Source organism: Trichlorobacter thiogenes, from assembly GCF_900167465.1.
GTDB classification, from domain to species: Bacteria; Desulfobacterota; Desulfuromonadia; order Geobacterales; family Pseudopelobacteraceae; genus Trichlorobacter; species Trichlorobacter thiogenes.
Genome location: NZ_FUWR01000008.1, coordinates 19,018 through 44,032 on the forward strand (window position 1 = coordinate 19,018; position 25,015 = coordinate 44,032).

At 52.1% G+C, this 25,015-nt stretch carries 21 protein-coding genes; 18 read left to right on the top strand and 3 right to left on the bottom strand.

Annotation, left to right across the window (positions count from 1 at the left end; translation table 11 throughout):
- The first annotated feature begins 5 nt into the window (after positions 1-5).
- From B5D39_RS08390 to B5D39_RS08400, 3 genes are all read left to right on the top strand, one after another.
- Positions 6-1,082 (top strand): AI-2E family transporter, encoded by a 1,077-nt coding sequence (locus tag B5D39_RS08390; RefSeq protein WP_078790021.1) that lies wholly within the window; start codon positions 6-8, stop codon positions 1,080-1,082.
- Positions 1,079-3,466: a heavy metal translocating P-type ATPase gene (locus B5D39_RS08395; protein WP_078790022.1), complete on the top strand. Its 2,388-nt coding sequence runs from the start codon at positions 1,079-1,081 to the stop codon at positions 3,464-3,466. The genes B5D39_RS08390 and B5D39_RS08395 overlap by 4 nt, the downstream gene beginning before the upstream one ends.
- 222 nt (positions 3,467-3,688) lie before the next feature.
- Entirely contained in the window at positions 3,689-4,264 is a 576-nt protein-coding gene (locus B5D39_RS08400) for a flavodoxin family protein (protein ID WP_078790023.1), read from the top strand.
- On the opposite strand, the gene B5D39_RS08405 is transcribed toward B5D39_RS08400, so the two are convergent.
- Positions 4,261-5,523, bottom strand: a complete 1,263-nt coding sequence (locus tag B5D39_RS08405; RefSeq protein ID WP_161947454.1) for a sensor domain-containing protein — start codon at positions 5,521-5,523, stop codon at positions 4,261-4,263. The two genes, B5D39_RS08400 and B5D39_RS08405, sit on opposite strands and share 4 nt — an antisense overlap.
- A 423-nt stretch (positions 5,524-5,946) precedes the next feature.
- Positions 5,947-7,986 (bottom strand): NAD-dependent DNA ligase LigA, encoded by a 2,040-nt coding sequence (gene ligA / locus B5D39_RS08410; protein ID WP_078790025.1) that lies wholly within the window; start codon positions 7,984-7,986, stop codon positions 5,947-5,949.
- 173 nt (positions 7,987-8,159) lie between these two features.
- Here ligA and groES point away from each other — a divergent pair, with 173 nt between their 5' ends.
- The 9 genes from groES to B5D39_RS08455 all read left to right on the top strand — a co-directional run bounded on the left by groES (position 8,160) and on the right by B5D39_RS08455 (position 18,326).
- On the top strand, positions 8,160-8,450 hold the full coding sequence (gene groES, locus B5D39_RS08415) for a co-chaperone GroES (protein ID WP_012470960.1): 291 nt from the start codon (positions 8,160-8,162) through the stop codon (positions 8,448-8,450).
- Positions 8,451-8,605: 155 nt separating this feature from the next.
- A complete protein-coding gene (gene groL, locus B5D39_RS08420; RefSeq protein ID WP_078790026.1) occupies positions 8,606-10,252 on the top strand; it encodes a chaperonin GroEL in 1,647 nt (548 codons plus the stop codon).
- A gap of 166 nt (positions 10,253-10,418) precedes the next feature.
- Positions 10,419-11,750 carry a hypothetical protein gene (locus tag B5D39_RS08425; protein WP_078790027.1) on the top strand — a complete coding sequence of 444 codons (1,332 nt, stop codon included), beginning with the start codon at positions 10,419-10,421 and terminating at the stop codon, positions 11,748-11,750.
- The gene (locus B5D39_RS08430) at positions 11,747-12,307 is read left to right on the top strand and encodes a hypothetical protein (RefSeq protein WP_078790028.1); all 561 of its coding nucleotides are present in this window, start codon (positions 11,747-11,749) and stop codon (positions 12,305-12,307) included. The genes B5D39_RS08425 and B5D39_RS08430 overlap by 4 nt, the downstream gene beginning before the upstream one ends.
- Positions 12,304-12,771: a hypothetical protein gene (locus B5D39_RS08435; RefSeq protein ID WP_078790029.1), complete on the top strand. Its 468-nt coding sequence runs from the start codon at positions 12,304-12,306 to the stop codon at positions 12,769-12,771. Before B5D39_RS08430 ends, B5D39_RS08435 begins: the two co-directional genes overlap by 4 nt.
- A 35-nt stretch (positions 12,772-12,806) precedes the next feature.
- Entirely contained in the window at positions 12,807-14,519 is a 1,713-nt protein-coding gene (locus B5D39_RS08440; RefSeq protein WP_161947455.1) for a secretin and TonB N-terminal domain-containing protein, read from the top strand.
- Positions 14,520-14,533: 14 nt separating this feature from the next.
- Positions 14,534-16,186, top strand: a complete 1,653-nt coding sequence (locus B5D39_RS08445; protein ID WP_078790031.1) for a GspE/PulE family protein — start codon at positions 14,534-14,536, stop codon at positions 16,184-16,186.
- Positions 16,183-17,400 carry a type II secretion system F family protein gene (locus B5D39_RS08450; protein WP_078790032.1) on the top strand — a complete coding sequence of 406 codons (1,218 nt, stop codon included), beginning with the start codon at positions 16,183-16,185 and terminating at the stop codon, positions 17,398-17,400. The genes B5D39_RS08445 and B5D39_RS08450 overlap by 4 nt, the downstream gene beginning before the upstream one ends.
- Before the next feature lie 2 nt (positions 17,401-17,402).
- Positions 17,403-18,326 carry an ExeA family protein gene (locus B5D39_RS08455; protein WP_161947456.1) on the top strand — a complete coding sequence of 308 codons (924 nt, stop codon included), beginning with the start codon at positions 17,403-17,405 and terminating at the stop codon, positions 18,324-18,326.
- A gap of 9 nt (positions 18,327-18,335) precedes the next feature.
- Here B5D39_RS08455 and B5D39_RS08460 read toward each other — a convergent pair whose 3' ends face one another.
- Entirely contained in the window at positions 18,336-19,301 is a 966-nt protein-coding gene (locus tag B5D39_RS08460) for a tetratricopeptide repeat protein (RefSeq protein ID WP_208610566.1), read from the bottom strand.
- A gap of 304 nt (positions 19,302-19,605) precedes the next feature.
- Here B5D39_RS08460 and B5D39_RS08465 point away from each other — a divergent pair, with 304 nt between their 5' ends.
- From B5D39_RS08465 to B5D39_RS16770, 6 genes are all read left to right on the top strand, one after another.
- Positions 19,606-20,256, top strand: a complete 651-nt coding sequence (locus B5D39_RS08465; protein ID WP_078790035.1) for a prepilin-type N-terminal cleavage/methylation domain-containing protein — start codon at positions 19,606-19,608, stop codon at positions 20,254-20,256.
- Positions 20,257-20,327: 71 nt separating this feature from the next.
- Positions 20,328-21,320, top strand: a complete 993-nt coding sequence (locus B5D39_RS08470) for a prepilin-type N-terminal cleavage/methylation domain-containing protein (RefSeq protein WP_078790036.1) — start codon at positions 20,328-20,330, stop codon at positions 21,318-21,320.
- Positions 21,320-22,912, top strand: a complete 1,593-nt coding sequence (locus tag B5D39_RS08475; protein ID WP_078790037.1) for a LamG-like jellyroll fold domain-containing protein — start codon at positions 21,320-21,322, stop codon at positions 22,910-22,912. The genes B5D39_RS08470 and B5D39_RS08475 overlap by 1 nt, the downstream gene beginning before the upstream one ends.
- A 53-nt stretch (positions 22,913-22,965) precedes the next feature.
- Positions 22,966-23,928, top strand: a complete 963-nt coding sequence (gene hemH, locus B5D39_RS08480) for a ferrochelatase (protein ID WP_078790038.1) — start codon at positions 22,966-22,968, stop codon at positions 23,926-23,928.
- 104 nt (positions 23,929-24,032) lie between these two features.
- Positions 24,033-24,467 carry a periplasmic heavy metal sensor gene (locus tag B5D39_RS08485; RefSeq protein ID WP_078790039.1) on the top strand — a complete coding sequence of 145 codons (435 nt, stop codon included), beginning with the start codon at positions 24,033-24,035 and terminating at the stop codon, positions 24,465-24,467.
- Between the two features lie 162 nt (positions 24,468-24,629).
- Positions 24,630-25,007, top strand: a complete 378-nt coding sequence (locus B5D39_RS16770) for a hypothetical protein (RefSeq protein ID WP_139366726.1) — start codon at positions 24,630-24,632, stop codon at positions 25,005-25,007.
- Positions 25,008-25,015 lie beyond the last annotated feature (8 nt).

Genomic DNA, 25,015 nt, shown 5'->3' on the forward strand with positions numbered 1-25,015 from the left:
CTTACATGTCTCCGCTGGAAACCTTTAAAAACCAGCACCCAATCAGCCAGATCAGGCTGATTGCAGGCATACTGACGGTTGCTGCCATTGCCTGGCTTGGTCATGCCTTAAGCCACACCCTCTCCTGTTTCCTGCTCTCCTTTGTGATCGCCTATCTGCTTGATCCGGTGGTGGTTCGTCTTGAAAACAGGCTACTCAAACGGATTCACGCCATTGCACTGCTGTATGTGGTGCTGGGGATTATCTCCACCTTCAGTCTGGCCTTCCTGCTGCCGATGCTGACCATCAGCTGGGACAGTTTCCTGCACAACCTGCCCCAACAGCTGCAACAGATCAAACAGGCGCTGCTAAGCTGGCAAAGCACGCTGCCGACCCGTTACGGTTCAGAAGAGATCACCTGGCTGCTGGACAACGTGATCGGCAATGCTGACAGCATGGCTGAAAAGGCAGGCATCTGGGCCTACGGCTTTGCCACCCGTATGTTCTTCAACGTCTTCAACCTGATTCTGGCGCCAATCCTGGTTTTCTTTATGCTTAACTACAAGCAGAAGATTATGGAAACCACGGCGCTCTGGATACCGGAGGCCCGCCGCGACCTGATTCTGCAGATCGGCAGAGAGATTGACAGCAGTGTGGGTGGGTATATCCGGGGACAGGTAATGGTCTCCATTGTAGTGGCCCTGGCCACCATCCCGACCCTGATCTGGCTGGGAATACCCCACCCGATTCTCTGCGGCATCTTTGCCGGGGCAGCCAGTATTCTACCCTTTGTGGGGGTGATTCTGGCCATGCTGCCGCCACTGTTGTTTGCCTGGCTGACCTACGGCACCGGCGCCATCATCATCAAGGTACTAATCGCCTTCGGCATCATCTATTTCCTGGAAGGCTATCTGGTCAAGCCGCTGGTCTTCAAGGAATCGATGAACCTGAACCCGCTCCTGACCATCATCATGGTAATGGCCTTTGGCGAACTGATGGGGTTCTGGGGCATCCTGCTGGCGTTGCCGATCACCGCCGCTCTGCTCATCGCCTCACAACACTGGCTTAAGGGCGATTTTGCAAACCCGGAAAATGAACCATGACCACACTTTCTTTGCAGATAACCGGCATGTCCTGCGTCAACTGCGCCGGGCGGGTAGAGCGGGAGATCAGCACGCTGACTGGCGTGGAATCCGCAACTGTCAATTTTGCCATTGCCCAGCTGACTGCTTCGTTTGATGAAACCGTTATCAGCGCTGACAGCATCATGGAAAAAGTCCAGTCATTGGGCTACGGCGTGGTGAAACCGGAACCGCCGGGGGAGCTGACCTTTTCCATCACCGGCCTGCATTGCGCCAACTGCGTAGCCCGCCTTGAAAAAATCCTGCGAGAGCAGCAGGGAATCAGCACCGCCGTGGTCAATCTGGTGGCAGCCACCGGCTTTGTCCGCTTTGATCCTGCCCTGTTGGACAAAGGGGCCATCTTCAGGATTGTGATTGATGCCGGTTACACCCCGGCTGAGCTGGAAGCGGGCGAAGAGGCGGAAGCAGGAGAACTGACCAGCCAACGCAACTGGTTCCTGTTCTCGCTGGCCCTGTCTCTGCCGATCATGGCCACCATGACCCTGCACGGTCTGCGCAGTGTGGGCTGGATGAACCTGGTTCTGGCCACCATTATCCAGTTCAGCGCCGGTCTGGCCTTTTACCGTGGTGCCTGGTCTGCCGTGAAGAGCAAAAGCAGCAACATGGATCTGCTGGTGGCCTTGGGTACCAGTGCTGCCTGGGGCTACTCACTGCTGGCCTTCTTTGGTCTGCTGGGGGATAGCCATGAGGTCTTTTTCGAGACCTCGGCCTGGCTGATCACCTTTATCCGCCTGGGCAAGTATCTGGAGGCACGGGCGCGGGGCAAGGCTGGTGAGGCGCTAAAGAAGCTGCTGCATCTGCAGGCCGACAAGGCCCGACTGGTTACTGCTGACGGAGAAAAAGAGGTGCCGGCCTCGGTGATCCGGATCGGTGATCTGGTGGCGGTTCGACCTGGTGAAACCATACCGGTGGATGGCCTGGTGGTGGAAGGTGCATCCAGCGTTGATGAGGCGATGGTCACCGGAGAATCACTGCCGGTTACAAAACAGGTGGGTGATACGGTCACCGGTGCCACCATCAACAAAAACGGGCGCCTGATCGTTAATGCCACCCGGATTGGCGAAGAGACCCTGTTGGCCCAGATCGTCAGGATGGTCCGGGATGCCCAAGGGGACAAGGCACCGATCCAGCGTTTTGCTGATGCAGTCTCAGCCTGGTTTGTACCAGCCGTCATCACCCTGGCACTGGTAACCTTTGGCAGCTGGTTCTGGCTGCTGCATGCCCCGTTTCTGGTGGCCTTCAAGTTCGGCGTTGCGGTGGTGGTAATCGCCTGTCCCTGCGCCATGGGCCTTGCCACCCCCACCGCCATCATGGTGGGTAGCGGGGTTGCCCTTTCCCGCGGCATCCTAGTTAAGAAGGGATCTGCCCTTGAGACCATTGCCAAGCTGCAGGTGATGCTGCTGGACAAGACCGGCACCCTGACCAGCGGCAAACTGGCCATGAGCAATCTGGTGACCGCACCTGGCGTTGATGAACAACGGCTGCTGGAATGTCTGGCAGCTGCCGAGGCATCCTCCAGCCATCCACTGGCCCAGGCTGCCGTGGCTGCAGCAAAAGAACGGGGCTGCGTCCCCGGCGAGGTGAAGGAGTTTCACGAGTTAGAAGGACATGGTGTCACCTGCAGCTACAACGGCATCCGACTGGCAGTCGGCAACCAGCGCCTGATGGATGCAGAAAAGGTAAAGACCGCCCACCTTGAAGAGGCAGCTGAAGAACTGGCAGCAGAAGGCAATTCATTGATGTATGTTGCGGCAGACCAGGTATTAGTGGGGATTGCCGCCTTCAGTGACACCATCAAGCCCACCTCCTGCCAGGCGGTTGCAGAGTTGAGGCAGTTGGGTATCCGCACCGTGATGATTACCGGCGACCATGCCGCAGTGGCTGCCACGGTTGCTGCCCAGGCTGGCGTAGACAGCTTTGATGCCCAGGTACTGCCTGGCCGCAAGCAGGAACTGGTCAAGGAATGGCAACAGAAGGGGCTGATAGTGGGGATGGCCGGTGACGGCATCAACGACGCCCCTGCCCTGGCTGCTGCTGATGTCGGCATCGCCATTGGCGGTGGTACCGATGTAGCCAAGGAAACCGGCGATATCGTGCTGATCAAGGATGACCTGTTGGATGCAGTACGGGCCATCAAGATTGGCCGAGCCACCCTGTCCAAGGTGAAACAGAACCTGTTCTGGGCGCTGTTTTACAATGTGATCGGCATCCCGGTGGCAGCAGGTCTGTTTGTCGGTTATGGCATCTTCCTGAAGGCCGAGTTTGCCGGGCTTGCCATGGCCTTTTCATCGGTATCAGTGGTGCTGAACTCACTGCTATTAAAACGAATTGCACAGAAGCTCTAACGCAAAGTTTGAAAGCAAGACACAGAGGCGCAAAGAGTAGAATCGTGTGGTTACGTCATGTCACTTTTTTGCCTGTATAGGTTGTTCCCTGTTTCAGGTAACTACTTAACTTTCTCCGCGAGCTTCGCGGCTCCGCGTGAGTAACTGCCGTTTTTAATTGGGTTTATATGCTTTTCTCTGTATCTCTGCGTCTCTGCGTAAAAAAACATCTGGGGGTTACACATGAAGGTCATCGCATTTAACGGCTCTGCCCGCAAGGATGGCAACACTGCCAAACTGATCAACTACGCCTTTGAGGAGCTGGCAAAAGAGGGGATTGAGACGGAGTTGATGCAATTGTCCGGCAGGCCGATCCACGGCTGTATCGCCTGTTACAAATGTTTTGCCAGCAAGGATCGCCGTTGCGCCGTGACCGATGACTGCGCCAACGAGTGCATTGAAAAGATGGATGCTGCCGACGCAATCATCATCGGCTCTCCCACCTACTTTGCCGCAATAACGCCGGAGGCCAAGGCGTTAATTGATCGCTGCGGTATGGTTTCACGGGCCAATGGTGACATGTACAAACGCAAGGTTGGGGCGGCAGTGGTCTCGGTACGTCGGGCAGGCGCCATCCATGTCTTTGACACCATCAACCACTTCTTTACCATTGGTCAGATGATTATTGTCAGCTCAAGCTATTGGAACATCGGAGTGGGCAGGAATATCGGCGATGTGGATGGTGATGAGGAAGGGATCAAGACCATGCGTGACCTGGGCAACAACATGGCCTGGTTGCTGAAAAAGCTGAAAGACTAGAGATCTTCCCTCACAACGCCAACCGGCTTACAGTTGTGGTAGAAACAGTAACTGTGCTTACCGCTACGCTTAACCTTATACATGGCGTCGTCTGCTGTTGCCAGCAGACTATCGCCATCCTGGGCATCATCAGGAAAGACACTGATACCGACGCTTGCACCGATTGAATCCTGCTGCCCGTCCGGCAGGGTGATTGGCCGACACAATGCATCAAGAATCTTGCTGGCCACCTGACCGGCATCTTCGTCGTGGGACAGGGTTGCGAGCAGAACAGTAAACTCGTCTCCACCGATCCTGCCTACGGTATCTGAGATCCTGATGCAGGCCGCCAACCTGGCAGCAACCGTTTTAAGCACCCGGTCACCAGCCTCATGGCCATAGGAATCATTGATCCGTTTGAACCCGTCCAGATCAATAAACAGGAGCGCAAAGCGCTGCTCACTGCGCTGGGCAATTGCAACGGTCTGGGACAACCGATCCAGAAACATCCTGCGGTTGGGTAGGCCGGTCAGCATGTCAAATTGCGCCATCTGCTCCAGCCGGTCCCGTAACTCCTTCCGTTCTGTGATATTTTCCTTAACGGCAACAAAACTGAGGATCTCTCCTTTTTCGTTCAAAATAGGCGAGATAGAGGCCATTTCCCAAAACAGGGAACCATCCTTGCGCTTGTTATGAAACTCTCCGCGCCATTCTTCTCCTCGCAGCAAGGTTTCCCACAACTCCAGATAAAACTCTTCCGGCTGATCTCCTGCCTTCAGGATGCGTGGATTTTTCCCCAGCGCCTCCTGCATACTGTAGCCGGTCAATCGACTGAAAGCCGGGTTAACATATTCAATGGCTCCGTCCCGGTCAGTAATTACTATTGAAGCTGGACTATGCTCTACCGCAGCCGAAAGTTTGCGTAGCTGTGCCTCTTTTGCCCGACGGGCTGTAACATCCCGCAATGTTGAGGCACGCATGGTATGTCCACCACTTTGAAAAGTTTTGCCACGCACCTCCAGTAGATAACGGCTGCCATCTGCATGCATCCCTTCGATCTCATAGGGACCATCAAAACCGTCATCGATAGCTCTACGAACCATTGCGTGATACTCAGCAGCGATCAGGTCATAGAGCGAGCATTGCAACAGCTCTTGACGGCTGAATCCGCTCATCTCGGAGGCCCGTTCATTACAGTCACAGATGGTGCCGCCATTGCGTGAAAGAATAATCCCTTCAAACGAAGCCTCCGCCAGATTGCGGAAATGTTCTTCGCTCATACATAAGCGCCGACGCGTATTCAGATACCACGCCATCACTGCCAGCAACATGCTGCAAACCAGCAGCGTCAGTGGCAGCAGCACAGCGTCCCATCGATGTATATATGTTTGGTATGATTCGTAAAAAGTATGTGTATGCGTAGCCACTAGTATCTCACGATTTAATTTGAATACCGAGGGAGTGATACATTACTGTCTGCAGATGCCACCCTTATTGAAAATCAAACAAAGCACAAACGATGCCAGACCACGCAATCGCCACAACTACACCAAACATCAACATATTACAGACCACAAACAAAGGGCTGTCTCTAGTGACAACTCAGACCCGTATCATAATGAGACAAACACGATTCAGGATTGAGCCTGAGACAGCGACACACGCTGGGTAAATTTTCATCTGATTTTTGGCGGCTTAACTTGTCATGTTGCCAGCAATGTCACAAATTCATCCTCAGAAAGTACCTTGACCCCTAGAGCCCTGGCCTTCTCCAGCTTGCTGCCAGCCTCTGTGCCCGCCACCACGTAATCGGTCTTTTTTGAGACTGAACCGGTCACGTTGCCACCTTCTGACTCAACCAGCTTTTTGGCCTCATCACGTCCCAGATGGGCCAGTGTGCCGGTAAAAACAAAGGTCAGCCCTGTCAACCGGCCACCAACCCGTTTTTCTTCCACGGTCGGTGCAACACCGGCTTCTTTCAGCCGTTGCAGCACCGCCTGATTAGCCAGGGCATCAAAAAAAGAGCGGATGCTGATTGCCACTGTTGGCCCCACATCACGGATGCTGGTCAGTTCTTCCAGGGTAGCAGCCTGTAAATTATCAATGCTGCCGAACCGCTCTGCCAGCGTCTTTGCGGTCCGCTCCCCCACATGCCTGATCCCCAGGGCAAAGATGAAGCGGGCCAACTCCTGCTGTTTACTGGCGGCAATGGCAGCCAGCAGGTTTTCCGCCAGCTTGTCCCCCATCCGTTCAAACTGCATGAAGTCATCACGGGTCAAGCGGTAGAGATCAGCAATATCCTTGACCAGCCCCAGGCTGATCAGCTGCTCGATATACTTGCTCCCCAGCCCGTCAATATCCATGGCATCGCGGGAGGCAAAGTGGATGATCGACTCAGCCAGCTGCGGCGGACAGGCCAGCCCCCCCTGACAGCGTACTGCCACCTCTCCTGGTTCCCGGGCTGCCCTGGAACCACAGACCGGACAGAGATCCGGCTCCGGCAGTTCCTGTTCTGCACCGCTACGCTGATCAAGCAGCACCTTAACTACCGCCGGAATCACGTCCCCTGCCCGCTCCACAATCACCCGGTCACCTACCCGGATATCCTTGCGTCGCATCTCATCCCAGTTGTGCAGGGTGGCCCGTGAGACCGTGACACCAGACAGCTCCACCGGTTCCAGATTGGCCACCGGCGTGATCACGCCGGTCCTGCCCACTGAAAGGATGATCTCGTTGATCCAGGTGGTTGCCTGCCGGGGAGGGAACTTGCAGGCGATAGCCCAGCGAGGTGAGCGACTTTTTTCCCCCAGTTCCTGCTGCAGTCGCAGATCATCCACCTTGATCACCATGCCGTCGATCTCATACTGCAGGGAATCGCGCCGCTCTTGCAGATCCAGAAAGCAGGCAACCGCGTCTTCAATACCGCAGACCTGTCTGGCCTGATCACTGACCGGCAGGCCCCAGCCTGCCAACTGCGCCATGAGTTCAGTTTGTGTCCTGACCTCAGTTTCTATCATTCCCACCCCGTAACAGACCATGGCCAGCGGACGTCTGGCCACCACTGCAGGATCAAGCTGGCGGATGGACCCGGCTGCAGCATTACGGGGGTTGGCAAAGGGTGGCTCTCCTTCTTCTTCCCGCTGCTGATTCAACTGTTGAAAGGCAGCCAGCGGCAGGTAGACCTCTCCGCGCACCTCCAGCAGGCCAGGTAGCTGTTCACCAGACAGACGCAGCGGCACATTGCGGACCGTGCGGATATTGGCGGTCACCTCTTCACCGACCTCCCCATCCCCACGGGTTGAGGCCTGCACCAGCAGACCATCCTGATAGACCAGCTCCATGGCCAGACCATCCATCTTTGGCTCACACTGATAATCAACTACGACATCATCAGGCAGGGCCAGCAGGCTGCGGACACGCTGCTCAAAACCCCGTATTTCCTCCTCCTGCAGGGCGTTTTCAAGCGAAAGCATCGGCAGCCGATGGCGAACCTGAGAAAAACGGGGCTGAGCTTTACCCCCCACCCGCAGGGTAGGCGAATCAGGGGCCAACAGGTCCGGGCGCTCTGCCTCAATCGCCTGCAGCTCACGAAACAGGGCATCGTACTCGGCATCGCTGATCTCAGGGGCATCCAGCTCGTAGTAGCAACGATTATGGTATTCAAGCTGCTGGCGCAACTCTGCTGCCCGTAATTGGGCTGTATCAGGAATAACAACAGAATCTAACAGGGAAAGTTGCTGCATAACGGCTCCTCTATCGGACATTGGGTTTCGTACTATAGCAAAAATTTCAAAACGCCCCTTGATTTTTCACGGGGCCATCGCTATATTCCCTCTCGTTAGCACTCAGCCCAATAGAGTGCTAGCAGACACAACACACAACACCACACACCATAGCAACGAAAGGAGTAGTACCAATGAAACTGAGACCACTGCATGACCGTATCATCGTGAAGCGCCTTGAAGGCGAAGAGAAGACCGCAGGCGGCCTGTTTATCCCTGACACCGCCAAGGAAAAGCCCCAGAAAGGTGAAGTAATTGCCGTTGGTAATGGCAAGAAAAACGATGAAGGCAAGTGTGCTCCCCTGGATGTAAAAGTTGGCGATTCCATTCTGTTCGGCAAGTACGCCGGTACTGAAGTTAAGGTTGACGGCGATGAGTTCCTGATGATGCGTGAGGACGATGTCCTGGCTGTAATCGAGAAGTAATGAAAACCTTAACGCAGAGAGGCATGAGGGGCAGAGACACAGAGAGGTCATAAAACTCTTTTATTAGAGTCTGTTTTGTTTTTCTCTGCACCTTTGCGTCTCCGCGCCTCTGCGTTAAAATATTTTCTAAAAAAACCAAAATGGAGGAATAGTCAATGTCTGCAAAAGAAATCCGTTTCAATGAGGAAGGCCGTAATGCCATCCTGCGTGGTGTTAACGCCCTGGCTGATGCAGTAAAGGTAACCCTGGGTCCTAAGGGCCGTAATGTCATCATCGAGAAGTCTTTCGGCTCCCCGCTGATCACCAAGGACGGCGTTTCCGTTGCCAAAGAGATCGAGCTGGAGAACAAGTTCGAAAACATGGGCGCTCAGCTGGTCAAAGAAGTAGCAAGCAAGACCTCTGACGTTGCCGGTGACGGCACCACCACTGCAACCGTACTGGCTCAGGCCATCTACAAGCAGGGCTCCAAGCTGGTTGCTGCCGGCCACAACCCGATGGAAATCAAGCGCGGCATCGATAAGGCGGTTGAGGCGATCGTGGCTGAGCTGCAGAAAATCTCCAAGCCGATCAAAGACCACAAAGAGATCGCCCAGGTTGGTACCATCTCCGCTAACAACGACAAGACCATCGGTGATATCATTGCCGAGGCAATGGAAAAAGTCGGCAAGGAAGGCGTTATCACTGTTGAGGAAGCAAAGGCGATGGAAACCAGCCTTGAGACCGTGGAAGGGATGCAGTTTGACCGCGGCTACCTCTCCCCTTACTTTGTGTCTGATCCAGAGCGTATGGAAGCAACCCTTGAGAACGCTACCATCCTGATCTACGACAAGAAGATCTCCAACATGAAGGATATGCTGCCGGTACTGGAGCAGACCGCCAAGTCAGGTCGTCCCCTGATGATCATTGCTGAAGATATCGAAGGGGAGGCGCTGGCTACCCTGGTGGTTAACAAACTGCGTGGCGTGCTGAACGTCTGCGCTGTCAAGGCCCCTGGCTTTGGCGACCGTCGCAAGGCTATGCTGGAAGATATCGCTGTACTGACTGGCGGTACCGTCATTTCTGAAGATATGGGCTTTAAACTGGAAAACGCCACCATGGAGATGCTGGGCCGCGCCAAGCGTATCGTGGTTGACAAGGACAACACCACCATCATCGACGGTGACGGTTCCGAGGCTGATATCCAAGGCCGCGTCAAGCAGATCCGCGCTCAGATTGAAGAAACCTCTTCAGATTATGACCGCGAGAAGCTGCAAGAGCGTCTGGCCAAACTGGTTGGCGGCGTTGCCGTGATCAAGGTTGGCGCTGCAACTGAAACCGAAATGAAAGAGAAGAAGGCTCGCGTTGAAGATGCACTGCATGCTACCCGCGCAGCTGTTGACGAAGGTATCGTCCCTGGCGGCGGCGTTGCGTACATCCGCGCCCTGAACGCCCTGAACAGCGTAACCCTGCCTGCTGAGCAGCAGTTTGGCGTTACCATCATCAAGAGCTCCCTGGAAGCACCGATCCGTCAGATCGCCGACAACGCCGGCATCGACGCATCCATCGTGGTGGACAAGGTCAAGAACGGCAAGGAAGCCTTCGGCTACAACGCTGCCGACGACACCTATGTTGATATGCTGGAAGCCGGCATCATTGACCCAACCAAGGTGTCCCGCTGCGCACTGCAGAACGCCTCTTCCGTGGCGGGCCTGATGCTGACCACCGAGTGCATGATCGCCGAGAAGCCCAAGAAGGATGGCGGTATGCCTGCTATGCCCGGCGGTATGGGCGGCATGGGTGGTATGGGCGGCATGGATTACTAAGCCAACCACACCCAGTTGTAATTACTGCAACCAGAACGGGCAGAGAGTTTCTCTGCCCGTTTTTTGTTGAACCTCGGAAACAGGCCCCAGAATGATCGGTTTTATCTAGACAGAAACACCCCGCATAGGGTAAAAAAGTCAATCAATTTCAGTTTATGGAGGCTTAATGTCACTCCTCGCGGTCGTCAGCTACGACGCCGATGCCATTCGGATCGTCACTGCTCAAAAGACACGAGACAGCTTGATCTGTAAACAAGCTCTGACGCTGACCGATGATGAGCTTGAGGGATTTCTTTCTCAAGATCAAAGTAAAGCCTATCTAATAACCGTCAACCCGCCCGACGCACTTTATGAAACTATCTCCATCCCACCGGTCGATGACAAACTTATTGCTCGCATTGTTGATGCAGAACTCAAACGGATGCACCCGGAGTTGTCGGCGTTCAGCATAGGTTTTCAGGTTATTGGTGACAGTGTACAGGATGGCAGAACCATCCGCAGAGTGGCCTGCTGTCTTATGCCCGATGAACTACTCAACATGCTGCTTGAGCCGTTCATTCGTCATAATAAATCTGTACGCATGATTGCAGCTACCCCGCATGCTCTTGCCGGGCTGGTTATCAACACACCGTCAGACCTACCTGACACCTTGCTTTGTGCATATGATGAAGGCGAACGCAAAACGTTGCTGGTACTGGAGAACGGCGCAGTACTGTTTACCCGTCAAGTCCCTTCGGAATGCCGTGGCTGGAACAGCCTTGACCGGCAGAACGTTACCATGACTATCGATTACTGTTTTCAGACGCTGCGGGTCAGACCAGGAGGTGCCATAGCCATTAACAGTGAAGACCCACCACCACCCTTTGTTGCATTTGAACCACTTATTCCTTCTGGTTTTCCCGCTGCTATTATCAACGAGTATCCGGCTCAGTTGGCATTACTGATGTACCCTCCACCTGCATCTCAAGACCTGCGACCCGCGGCCTACTGTTCTGCCCTGCGGGAACAGGATCTGATCAAAAACACCAGCCTGGGCTTTGTCGCTGCGACAGCTCTCGTTATCCTTCTGCTCATAGTACATGCCTTTTTAATCACCGCCATGCAAACGGATCTGGACAGCCTGCGTCAGCCACCTGATTTGCTGCACAGTGTCATTACAACACATCAAAAAGCCATGGAAAAGCGAACGGCAGTTGAGCCGTTGATCAGCATACTCAACAGCCAGCATGCAGAACCATCGATCCCCGGCTTGCTGGCTACACTTGCCCTTGCACCTCTCACGGATGTGACGATCAGCAGCATGACAGCCAAAAGGGATAAAGACGCTATCGGGCTATCTCTAACCGGTGTAATCTCCAAACCCTCTCTTGCAGATGCGCAATCGCAGCTGGAGGCACTCGGTGCCCAACTTTCCGCGACCAAGGGGATGACCCTAGGCAACCGCACCCTAGACCCTAAAAATAATAAATTCAGTGTGGAGGCCACTCACAAGCCATGATTGCCGCCATGCAACGACAGACCCGACAAAAACTCATCAAGCTGGGGATTATACTTATCTGCTTTACCCTGTTAGCATCACTGCTAAGCGTTGTTATACGGTACAAAGAGATGCTTGCACGCACGATCATCAACCAGAAAACCATTTTTCAAAATGTGGGCAGAATGCGCCTTGCTGCAAAGGATGCGGATAAAACAGTAGCCGATTTCAAGTCCCTCCTGCCTCCGGCTTACGGGACACACACTCCCGAATGGCTGGCATACAGCAGGATTGATGACTTAAAGTCCCGACTACAGGCAACAGAAATGGTTGTTAAAGCAATAGAAAACAAAGAAGGCATGGTGGCCGTTGACTTCACAGCTACACTGCCACTACGTGACTCGGGCACCTATAGCAGAATTATCAACCTGCTTGGCAAGCAGGAAACACTGGCCTTTCCGTTTGTCAATGTTCGCAGCATACAGATTGACCAGTCCGGCAGAGAGGCACAACAAAGTTTAAAACTCGTCATGGAAGGGGTTGTGCAGATGCCAGCTCCGCAGGAAATCAGCCAATGACCATCAAACTTTCCAGAGAAGCCATCACAGCTTTGTGCTGCACGATTGCAGCCCTGATTATACCGGTAATAGCCTTTCTGACCATCAAATTCCAGCTAAAGCAAACTCCTGATGAACGATCGTTGCTGAGCTTTTCTCCAACGCCAATCACACTCAGCCCCCGGACCTGGCGGGAAGCATCCTTCAACTGCCCGGTAACCGTCACTTTACTGTCGTCTGAAAACCGGGCACTAGCAGCCCCTCTGACCGACCAGACACGCAAACAATCAGAAGCCGATCCGGCACACCTACCACAATTGACGTTTATCCTGTACGAAGGCAATCCCAAGAAGGATACTGCCATCCTGGATGGACATCTGCTACGACAAGGGAATAGTCTCAATGGATGGCGCGTCACAAAAATTGAACAAAAACGGGTACAGTTAGCAGGCAGGAAAGGAACACAATGGCTCAGCATGGAATAACATACGTATTTGCACGGATACCCCTGTTGGTTACCTTGACACTACTGAGCGGCTGTGCATCCAGCAGCATCAAGCAGGCAACCACGCCGCCCCGCTCTGCACTTGACACCTCTCTGTCTGCTCCTGCGGGAAAGCATGACCCGTTTGTCCAGCAAAACATTAAGGAGCTACAGAGCCAGCAAAAGCTACCTCCCCTCACAACACCAGACTATCAACCGGTAAGTGATGATGTTTCTCCCGCCAAAACCCGTTTGGTTAATATTCAAGCCCGGAACAGTGCTTTGGGGGATATCCTGCATGTGATTGCCGATACTGCCGGACTAAACCTGATTATTAACGATGGCGTACATCAGGACCGACCAGTCACCCTGACGCTCAAGAGAGTGACGGCCGATGACGCCCTTGCAACTCTGCTTAATTCCGCTGACTACTACTACACTATTAAAGACAACACCATCACTGTAGATGCGACCGGAACCAAGTCGTTTGAACTGGGCCACCCTGCCATGGTACAGAGCTTTAACGTAGAAGTCGGGGGTGATATTCTTGGAAGCGGCGCGGCACTATCTGCCGGTGGAGGTGGTGGCGGTTCATCAAATGTCAAGGGAACCATCTCCCAGACGACCAAAAACGACACCAAGGCGTTTGATTTCTGGGAGTCACTGGAAAAATCGCTACAAGGAATGATTGACAAACCGGCAGCACAGTCCGGCAAGGTGGAGACTGCCACTCTGACCAACAGAACCAATGCTGCAGGCGTCACCACAACATCCCAAACCAAAACGATTATTGAGCAGCCACCAAAGCCCGTAATCGCATCCCCTGCACACGAATCATCCGCTAGTGGTGAAGATTCTGGTCCTCGCCAACAGATTGTGGTAAACCGCCTGACCGGCACCATTATGGTCACTGCTACCCGTAAGAACCTGCAGCGAATTGAGACCTATCTGGACCTGCTACGCAAGACCCTTAATCGTCAGGTACTGGTTGAAGCCAGAATTATTGAGGTACAGCTTAATGATTCATTGAAATTTGGAATTGACTGGGATTTTCTTGGCGACATCAGGTGGTTCAATACAGCTGGGGCGCCTCTTGGAGGTTTTGGTAATGTCACCACCTCGCTCGATGCGTCTATCAAAAACGGTACCTTCCGGCTTGGCTATAAAGGCGGCAACGCCAATACCCTGCTTACCGCTCTTAAGACGCAGGGAGAGGTCAAAACACTTTCCAATCCCAGAATTAACGTTATGAACGGCCAGACGGCATTATTAACCGTCGGTCGTAATACTAACTACATTGCAAAGGTAACCACCACGACTACAACAGCTGCTGGTAGTGCGCCTACCATTTCCTATTCAGTAGAAACCGGCAATGTACTTTCTGGCATCATGTTAGGGCTGGCTCCCTTTATCAACAACCGGGGAGAGATCAGCATGACCATTTCTCCCATCATCTCTGATCTGGTCAAGCTGGAAGACAAAGCCATCGGAGGTGACCCGACCAACCAGATTACCATTTCCATACCCACGGTGGACCTCAGAGAGCTCTCCACCACCATTAAAGTAAGAAACGGTGAGATGATTGTAATTGGCGGCCTGATCTCCAACAAGCAGAACCTTAAGGATGAAAAGGTTCCTTTGCTGGGTGAAATCCCCTGGCTTGGCGGCCTCTTTACCCGTAAGGACAACACTGACACCCGCTCTGAGCTGGTTGTAGTGCTGCAACCATATCTGATTAACAACGACTGACGGAGGTATCGTCAATGGCCGCACCTATCAAGATTGGTGAACTGCTCCTTTCCCAGGGGGTTTTAACCCAAAAACAACTCCAGATAGCCCTGGAACAGCAGCAGGTCACCGGCGCTATCCTGGGCGATTTACTGATTAAACTGGGATTTATCACGGCCCCTGAATTTGCACGAACTATTGCTGTTCAGAGTGGTCTTGAGTACCTTGAACTGTCGGAATTTGAACCTGAAGAAGAGGCGCTGCGTCTCATCCCCAAAGAAACTGCCGAAAAAATAGGGGTAATTCCTCTTGCTTTAGTAGAAGGTCAACTTACGATAGGGATCACCAACCCAAGTAACATCGTTGCAGTGGATACCGCGACCAAAGTCACCGGTAAACCGCCCAAGGTATATCTGGTGGATAATGACCACTACCAATCTACCCTTGAAAAAGCGTACTACTTCATTGCCCACCCGATTCAGAAACGGATGCAGGAGATCATTAGCCAGCTGCGCCAGGCCACCGGCGTTATTCCTGGAGCAACAATCTCTGAGCTGGTAGAGCTGATCATGATGGATGGCATCCGCAAACAGGCTACGGACATCCATATCTCGCCCACTGAAGATGTTACTAACATTTTTTATCGAATTGACGGGGTGTTACAGCATGGACACTGCATCCAGAAGCAGGCCCACGCTGGCATTGTCTCAAGGATTAAAATCCTGGGGCAACTGGATATTGCGGAGCAACGCCTGCCCCAGGACGGATCGTTCTCTCACGCCTTCCTCTCTAAGAACTTTGAAGTCAGGGTCTCAACGGTTCCCTCAATATTTGGCGAAAATCTGGTTCTGCGTCTTCTGGCAGGGGCCGGCCCCTTACTGCGCCTGGAGGCACTGGGAATAAGCAGCATAACCGTGCAGCAGATCCGACGGTTGTTCAATAAATCCTACGGCATCATACTGATTGCCGGCCCTACCGGCAGTGGTAAGACCACCACCCTCTATGCCGCGTTACGGGAACTGAATCGTCTTGAACGAAATATTTTAACGGTGGAAGATCCTGTTGAATACCGCTTAAGCTTTGTCAAGCAAACCCAGGTAAACGAAAAAGCGGGCTATGATTTTGCCCTTGCCGCCAGGAACTTCATGCGACAGGATCCTGATGTCATGTTGCTGGGTGAGATTCGGGATGAGGAAACTGCCCAGATGGCGGTACGGGCCGCCATCACCGGCCACCTGGTGTTATCAACACTGCACACCAACGATGCGGCAACGGCAATCCCCCGCCTGCTGGACCTTAAGGTGGATACCTTCCTGCTATCTTCTGCGCTGGTAGCGGTCATTGCACAACGCCTGGTGCGTAAAAACTGCAAATACTGCAGTGAAGAATACCTGCTTAACGATGACGAACTGCAGGTTTTCAGACAACACCAGCTTGAGATCACGAAAGGTCGTCGTGGCGTTGGCTGTTCAAAATGTGGCAACAGTGGTTTCAGCGGCCGCGTATCAATCTGCGAGGTACTGGTGGTAGACAGCAGGATTCGTCAGTTAATCTTTGAAGGAGCATCCACCGGCGCGATCATGGAACTGGCAGTAGCTGAAGGGATGATACCCCTACAGCAGGATGGCATCAACAAGGCTGCCGCCGGAATCACAACGCTTGCAGAAGTACTGCGGGTGGCAGGATGAAGCTGTTCACCTACCAGGTGGTTGATGCCTCCGGCAGCACGATCAAAAGCAGTATTGAAGCAGAATCAATTGAAGAAGCAACGGCAAGCCTGGTTAGTCGCGGACTCTATATCCTCAAAATATCGCAATCATCCAACTTTTCAGCTATTTTTGAAGGGTTATTGGGCCGTAAGAAGGTCAAACGTGCTGAGATAATCGATCTTGCCAACAACCTTTCAGTTATGGTTGGAGCAGGTCTGCCACTGTTGACCACCCTGGGAGATATTGGTGCAGCCGTTACCAACCCACATTTGCAGGCTATTATTGCAGAAATAAAGCAAAGCGTTGAGCAGGGCACCAGCTTTTCTGATGCACTGGAACCCCACGCCAGAGTATTCCCTGATGTTTTCAGACGTCTGGTACGGGTAGGAGAAGAAACCGGCAGTTTTGAGAGAAGCCTCAAAGATGTAGCAGAACACCTTCAGAGAATGGAAGACCTGTCTGGATCAATCAAACGAGCGCTGATCTATCCGGCATTTGCCATAGCCACCACACTGGGCGCCCTGGCATTTTGGATGATCTACGTTCTACCCAAAATTATTGTGACGCTGAAAGGTCTGGGAGTCAAACTTCCTCTTTTAACCAGAATATTAATCGTTACCAGTAACCTGTCACAGCGTTTCTGGTATGTAGGTATTATTTTACCGATCACTCTGTTTGTACTTATTAAGTTGTTCAAGCAAACTGAACGTGGTCGTTATCTGGTTGACCTTGCAAAACTAAAACTACCAATCTACAAGCTCATTGAATACAATCGACTATTAGCACTCTTTGCCGAGCAGATGCGTATCCTGATTGTTGCCGGACTCACGGTTGACCGGACACTAAATATAGTCTCAGATATTATGGGAAATGTCATATTCCAACAAGCCATAACCACCATTCGTGACGAAATAACCTACGGCAGCACGATTGCTGAAGCACTGAAACGTCAAAAGGTTTTCCCTCCTCTGCTGGTTCGTCTGGTGAGTGTTGGAGAAAGCAGCGGTACTCTGGATGAACAGTTCAGCTTTCTGGCACGCCACTATCTTAAGACTATGGACGATGTATCGGATAAGCTTGGTAAAATCATTGAGCCGCTGGTTATCACCGTTGTTGGTGTGCTGTTTGCTGTTATTATCAGTGGTCTTTTATTACCGATTTACGACCTCGTTTCCAAAGTTGGTAAAGGATAGCCGTGAACGCCACCTACCTTAATTTTTTCGGATTACATGATGACCCATTCCGGCTTACCCCGGATCCGGCCTACTACTACCCCTCTCACGACCATGCCAATGCCCTGCTATCACTGGACTACACCCTCAATAACCGGGAAGGATTTTGTCTACTGACCGGCGAACCAGGCACCGGCAAGACCACCTTGTTGCGTATATTCATCAACAAATGGCAGGATCAGGCCGAAATTGCGCTGATCATGACTCCACGTTTGTCCCCTGAAGAATTTCTACAAGCAATCCTGGATGACCTCGGGGTCATCTTTCCGCTCTCCGGCAACAAAAATGATATGATCAAGGAATTCAGGGATTTTCTGCTGGGACACGCAGAGAATGGGCGACGGGTAGTCATTATTGTGGATGAGGCGCAACAACTGCCCGATGCCACCCTTGAGGAACTACGCCTGCTGTCAAATCTTGAAACCACTAAAGAAAAACTGGTGCAAATTATTCTGGTAGGTCAGCCGGAACTGGCTGACAAAATGGAGCAGGACCAGTTCAGGCAGTTGAACCAGAGGATATCGGTTCGGGCCTCATTGTCACCATTGGCAGAACGGGCTACCGCAGACTATCTGACGACCCGGCTTATGAAAGCAGGTGCCCTGACCGCAACTTTCTTTGACAAAGCAGCACTGGACACTATTTTCCGACTCTCCTGTGGCATCCCCCGCCTGATCAACCTGATCGCATCAAGGGCGCTGATGGCAGCTTATCTGGAGGGGAAACCCGGCGTTCAGGAACGACAGGTGATCATTGCCGCAGCAGAAGTTATGAAAAAAGAACGAAAGAAGATGGGTTCACCAAGGAGAAACCAACTACTCTGGTGGGCAATTAGTGGGTTGGTTGTAATTATAGCGCTATTGTCAGTCTTTAAAATTCGTTTCTAATGCAAACAATTACCGATCAAGCACGTTAATCCGCTCTCTAGCTGCCTCACGCACCCGTTGCCCTGCTTCAGGCAGCGCTGTCACTTCACGGTACAGACGCAATGCATCCTGATGCTCTCCACGTCGCTCCCGTATTCTCGCCATCCCCAACATCCCCTGTGCATCGCCCGTGTCAGACAGACGACGATAACTGCTTAACGCATCATCCAGCAATGCACTGCGTTCCTGTGACAAGGCCAGATTATACAATGCCATACGATTAACAGGATCAACAGCAACAGCACGACCGAGCATTATACGAGCACCATTTTCATTACCTAATCGCCCCTGAGCTATACCACCATTAACCAGCGCGGAAACATAATCCCCCTTCAGTTGCAAAGCCCGATTTGCATAGCCAAGCGCATCAGTAAACATCCCCATACTGAGACTGGTGCTGGCAAGATTATTCAAAATCCTATAGTTATGCGGATCTGCCTCAAGGGCCTTTCGGTATTGATGCATAGCCTGACTGTAATCACGGCGTGCCTCGGCACTACGTGCAGCAAACAGATAGGCATCCAGAGAGGCCCTATCTTTTACCACCGCTTTACGCTCTACAGCAGGGGTTTCCCGTGGAGCAGTCGAAGCGGCAGTTGCATGCTTTGCTCCTGTTGCCTGTAGGTGGCGGGGGGAAGGAGCTGTCTTTTCAGCTGTCTGGCGAGCCACCGGCACCTTTGTTTTTAGCGTAGAAGTCACAGGTGCAGCCACCGTACGAACAGAGGACTGCTGCATCTGCGGCACTGGTGTTTCCACTACCTTAGCTGCCATCTGCGACTGTGGCGGTATTACCTGACGGGTCAGCGAAGGAGAGCTGGGAATCCGGGTTTGCAGATAGACCACTAACAACCCGCCACCAGCGACAGCAGCTGCAGCCACGGCACCAATTACCAGATAGGTTCGCCGACTGTTTTTCCCAGGGGCGGCACTGGACACAGACTGCAACAATCCAGGTGGAATTTGACCAGTTTCTTGGCTTAAATCATTTTTTTTCAGCAAATTTGCAAGAATACTCATATCTGATACACCTGTAATTTATTGAATGTACATCGAAAAATCGAATAGCAGGCCAAAGGCTGGAAGTCAATACAATTCAAAATCCGTCTATTCAATATTGATGATAAAATCACACACTCTCCTTTCAACCCTATTTTACTTGATTTTTTTAAACAAATAGCCGATTTAAGAAACCTGTCTAAATTAATAGGTGCGATAAAACAAACAATACAGGAGGTCAGACATGCGCAGTAACAAAGGTTTTACCCTGGTAGAAATGGCAATAGTTCTTGTTATCATAGGTCTTTTACTAGGAGGAGTATTAAAAGGACAAGAGCTGATTGATAACTCGAAAGTTAAAAAGGCTGTTAATGATTTGAATGCCATCTCTGTTGCTTACAATGGCTATTTAGACAGATACAACCGGATTCCAGGTGATGATGGCCCACTGGCAACACTGCAAGCACGTGGAGCAAATTGGAACATCACTGCCGCCGGCAACGTCAGCGGTATTCTTGGAATTACTCCGGCACAAACATTTACTGGTGGGGGAGAAAGTGTTGCTTTTTGGCAACATGTAAAAGCAGCAGGCTTTATTGCTGGCAACCCTGCAGATGCTGCTGTAGCTGCGCTACCAATCAATGCCTTTCAGGGGTTAATTGGAGTTTCCAATAACACCACCGCAATAACAGGTATGGGGACAGGACTGTCCGTATGCATCAGCCAAATCCCCGGTAAAGCGGCGGCACAAATCGATGCACAGCTTGACGACCGCAACCCGTCAACCGGATCCGTTCGCGCAACACTGGGGGTAGCTGGTGCAAACACAGCGCCCGGTGCAGCTGCAGCTGCGTATTCGGAAAACTCGCAATATACTGTCTGTCGAACATTATAAAGCAATCCTGTTCGTTTAAGGAGGCCTAACGGCCTCCTTTTTTTATTTATGCAATATGCTATAGTGAAAACATGAAAAATATTCGTCTCAATAGCCGCGGTTTCTCTCTGGTTGAAATGGCTCTTGTACTGGTTGTCGTTGGTATTGTGATCGGCATCGGCGCTGGCATGATCGGCCCGCTAACCACCATGAGCAAGGTCAGGGAAAGCCGCGAAATTATTGAAAGCAGTATAGTTTCTGTAAGCGGTTGGTCAGCAAGTAACAATCGCCTGCCGACATTTACCCCAACCCTGCCTGATACCGCCAGGTTTGATCAAATTGTCAAAAGCCCTATTGACTCATGGGGGCGCCCATTAATTTACCTTTTTGACGCTAATCTTGCACCTTCAGGAGCTAATTTACCAACCAAAGACACTATCTGCGGAAGAAAAACAACCGCAATTTCTATTACGGACAACACTGCTATCCCGGCTGTAACCATAACTAATGTTGCTTTTGCCATAACAAGCCAAGGAGAAGACGCACTAACCCAGACCACTTTAAACGGCACTTTAAACGGGGCAGTTATAAACGGTGTAATCACAGGTTCTGGCACAGCTACCGGCACGATTACACTGGACCCTACAGTAAGCGACATTGCCCGCTGGGTAACACTGGATGAACTGCGCAGCAAGATCGGTTGTCAGGGGGCACAGCTAAAGATTTTAAACAATGAGTTGCCAGCCGGATCAGCTACTACTGCGGCATACGCTGTTACCATGACTGCTGACGGAGGCATACCCTACCCTTCCCCCAACCTGTATCGTTGGTGTATTCAGACAACAACAGGACTAACTCCCAATGCTAATATGACGTTCGCTCCTGCAGTTTTTAGTGCAAACTGTGCGGCACTGGCTGAAGGCTCATGGGGGCAGGCCGGACAGCTTGCCATTTCATGGCCTCTTGGAACGGCTCCACCCTCAGCGGCCTATTCATTCACCATCTTTGTCCGCGACAACAATGACGCAGCAGCCACCAACGACAACATCGCCTCAAAAGCGTTTGTGCTCACCGTAAACCCCTGATGGGATTTATCCACAAAACATACGGCTTTACCATGCTGCCGCTAATCCTGTTCATGTTTGTAATTGTAGGGTTATTAAGCGCAGGCTACATGATGCTGGGACCAAAGGTGCAGCTGGGCAAGACAGTTGAGACAAAGGCAGGGCTTGAAAAGGCTGCTGATGCAATTATCAGTTGGTCGGTGGCTAACGGACGCTTACCGGATACTGTTTTACCAGCAACAAACCCAACGTATTTCTTAAATATCATTCCGTCTCAGACTGATTCCTGGGGAAGACCTTTTGTCTATCTATACGAAAACACCTTGGCGAATCAGGCATCCGGCGGCATTTGTGGAAGAACCACAACATCCTATCCCGCAGGCTGTACTGATGAAACAACGTGTAACGCCTTCATACTCATAAGTGGCGGTGAAGATCAGACCGTCAACTCCGTACCTGCTACTTCGCAATCGTTTCCTGCAACTATTACACTTGACAACAGAGATCTAACGAGAACAGTCACCCTTGCAGAGCTAAAAAACCGTGCCGGATGCTACGGCAGCACCCAGGGACGGCTAAAAATCCTGAACAATGAACTGCCCAAGGGCTGCAGTGGAACAGCTTACTCCGCAACCATTTTTGCTGGCGGCGGTGTGCCCCCTTATCCGACCTATACCATCACCGGTCTGGCTGGTACTGGACTTTCTGCCTTAGGTGCCAACATTTCTGGTTCGCCTTTGACCACAGGCAGCTTCCCTGTTTCCGTGCAGGTTACCGATAGCCATACACCGACAGCTACTACGGTTCAAAAAAATCTAACTTTGACTGTCAACTCATGTGGTGCATCACTACCCACGCCCACCGCTGCCTGGAATTTCAATGAAGGTGCCGGGAACACCATCGGTTCCGGCTCTACCCTGGGCACCATCACCGGCACGGCAAACTGGGTAGCGCGAGGTGGCGGCTATGCCCTGCTTCTTAACGGCACCACCAACTATATCTATTTCAATGATATCAATTATTTCAACATTGGCACCGGAAACGTTACACTCTCTGCCTGGGTTAACTTCAGTGGCACGCCAGCGCAACACTGGTGTGATTCTGCTACAGGAACAGATATGGCCATTGGTGCCATTGCAGGTAAGGGATTCCTCTATCCGGCAATCGGCTACGGTATGTATGTAACCCAAACCCGCCCATGCCCTTCATGCACCTCATGTAGCGGAGCCTGGAGCAATTACAAGGTGGCGTTCCAACTGCGTAACCCAGCCAACAGCGACATCCATAGTGTCTACTCGGACTCCGTAATTGCCGGCGGCAGCTGGGCTCATGTCGTAGCGGTTCTTGACAGAAACGCATCTCCAGCAACAGACCAAATCAAACTGTATATCAACAACGTCAAGCAAACCGATGCATCAAACGACTACCAGTATACCAGCCCAACGGCACTCAACTTCGACAACACCTTTAAATTTACAATTGGTGCTCGACATGATGGTGGTTCAGGCTATGGATTCCCTTACTGGGGCTACATTGATGATGTCCAGTTGTACAAGGCTGCCTTGACTGATGCACAGATCAGCGCCCTCTACACCACCGGGCTTAATCCCTGAAATAGTACCACCGAACGAGGCTAGACTTTTCACGAAGACAAAAAGGGTTAACCATGACAGATACCGCCGTTATTCTGCTTCAGATGGGTGGACCGGATTCTCTGGAAGCGGTCAAGCCGTTCCTGCTAAATCTGTTTTCTGATCGAGAAATCATCAAGATCGGTCCGGCCTTGCTGCAGCCGTTCATCGCCCGGATGATCGTCAGACGACGCGCCCCGGTGGTGGCGGAGAAGTACCGCGAGATCGGCGGTAAATCGCCAATTAAAGAACTGACCCAGGCCCAGGCAGATACCCTTGCTACCGAACTGGGTATGCCCTGTTTTGTCGGTATGCGCTACTGGCATCCATTTACCAGAGAAACCTTGCTCCGGCTACGGCATAGCGGCATTAAAAAGCTGGTGGCGCTGTCACTCTACCCCCACTATTCCCGCGCCACCAGCGGCTCAAGCTTTAACGACCTGACCCGCTGCCTTGCTGATCTGGATAGCGACTTTGAGCTTATCCGGATTCCCCATTTTTACGATCATCCACTCTACATTGACGCCCTGACTGAAAAAATTGAAGCCGGGCTGGCCAGCTTCCCTGACCGTGATACCGTACAGCTGTTATTTTCAGCTCACTCTCTACCGCAATCATTTATTGACGAAGGCGATCCCTACCTTGAGCATATCCAGACCACGGTCCGGCTGGTGATGGAACGTTTTGAGGGGGTGCAGCACCAGCTGGCCTTTCAATCACGGGCCGGGCCGGTGAAATGGCTGGAGCCCTCCACCGATGACAAGCTGAAGGAGCTGGCAGCAAACGGCTGCAAAAACCTGCTGATGGTACCGCTTTCCTTTGTGTCGGATCATATTGAAACCCTGCACGAAATTGATATTGAATACGCTGAAGAAGCCCATAAAATGGGTATCAGCGACTTCCGCCGCATAGAATCACTCAACAGTTCCCCGACCTTTATCCGCTGTCTGGCAGAGTTGGTACGAACAGCCCTGCAACAAAATTTGAAATCTTCATAATTGTTCATAATCCCTTCACAGGTTCTTCCATCTCCCTTGCTATGGTAGCACCATCAAAACAAGGTTGATTACCAACCACTACCAAGACACGGAGGAACAGAATCATGAAAAAATCTTTTTTAGCACTCACCGCAGCAGCAGCCCTTGCCATCGCCGGTTCAGCCATCGCCATGCCCGGTATGGGCGCAGGTCAGGGCATGGGACCTGGCATGAGGGGCCAAATGGCTCAACCAGGCACCATGACACCGGAAATGAAAAAGTTCATTGCCGACACCATGCCGATCCGTGAAGAAATGCATGCCAAGCATATGCAACTGCAGAAGGAGATGATCAAGGATGCGCCTGATCAGACAGCCATCAAGAAGCTGCAGGGTGAGATGGTTGAACTGCGCAAAAAGATGATGGATGCCCGCGCCAAGGCAGGGCTCCCCATGGGCAAGATGGGTAAGCGCGGCCATAAAGGGATGCGCGGCGGCGGCATGGGCATGATGCAGATGGATTGCCCGATGATGCCAACTCCTCCAGCACCGGCCAAGTAACAAGGTCGAAATAGATTAAGACCATAACGCAGAGAGGCATGAGGTGCAGAGTCACAGAGAATCAGCTTACAGGCCATATTTTGAATTTCCCCTGGTTTTCTTATCTTTCTCTATATCTCTGCTTCTCTGCACCTTTGCGTTGAGATTTTGTAGGGGTTCCTGATGAAGTATTTTTTATCCACATATTTCCTACTATCCCTTCTGCTCCTCACCGCCCTACCGGCAGCAGCAGAAGAACCTGAGCCAGGTCAAGGCCGGGGCTGGCGCGGTGGACGCACGCCTGGCGAGATGGGACCGCCTCCCTTTGGTGATTACTGCCCCCGCCGTCATGCCGACCACTACGGAGCACGCCAACCGTTACAGACGCCGGACGAGGCAAGGCATCGGCTGCGGCTCTTTTTTAACGTTCCCCCTGCTCAAATAACCCTGCGCAAAGAGGTTCGGATGGGGTATATTGCTGATATCACCAATGCCGATGGATCACTGTTTGACCGGGTAATTATCGACAAACGGTCTGGCAGAATACGTTCTATCCGCTAATGGGACAG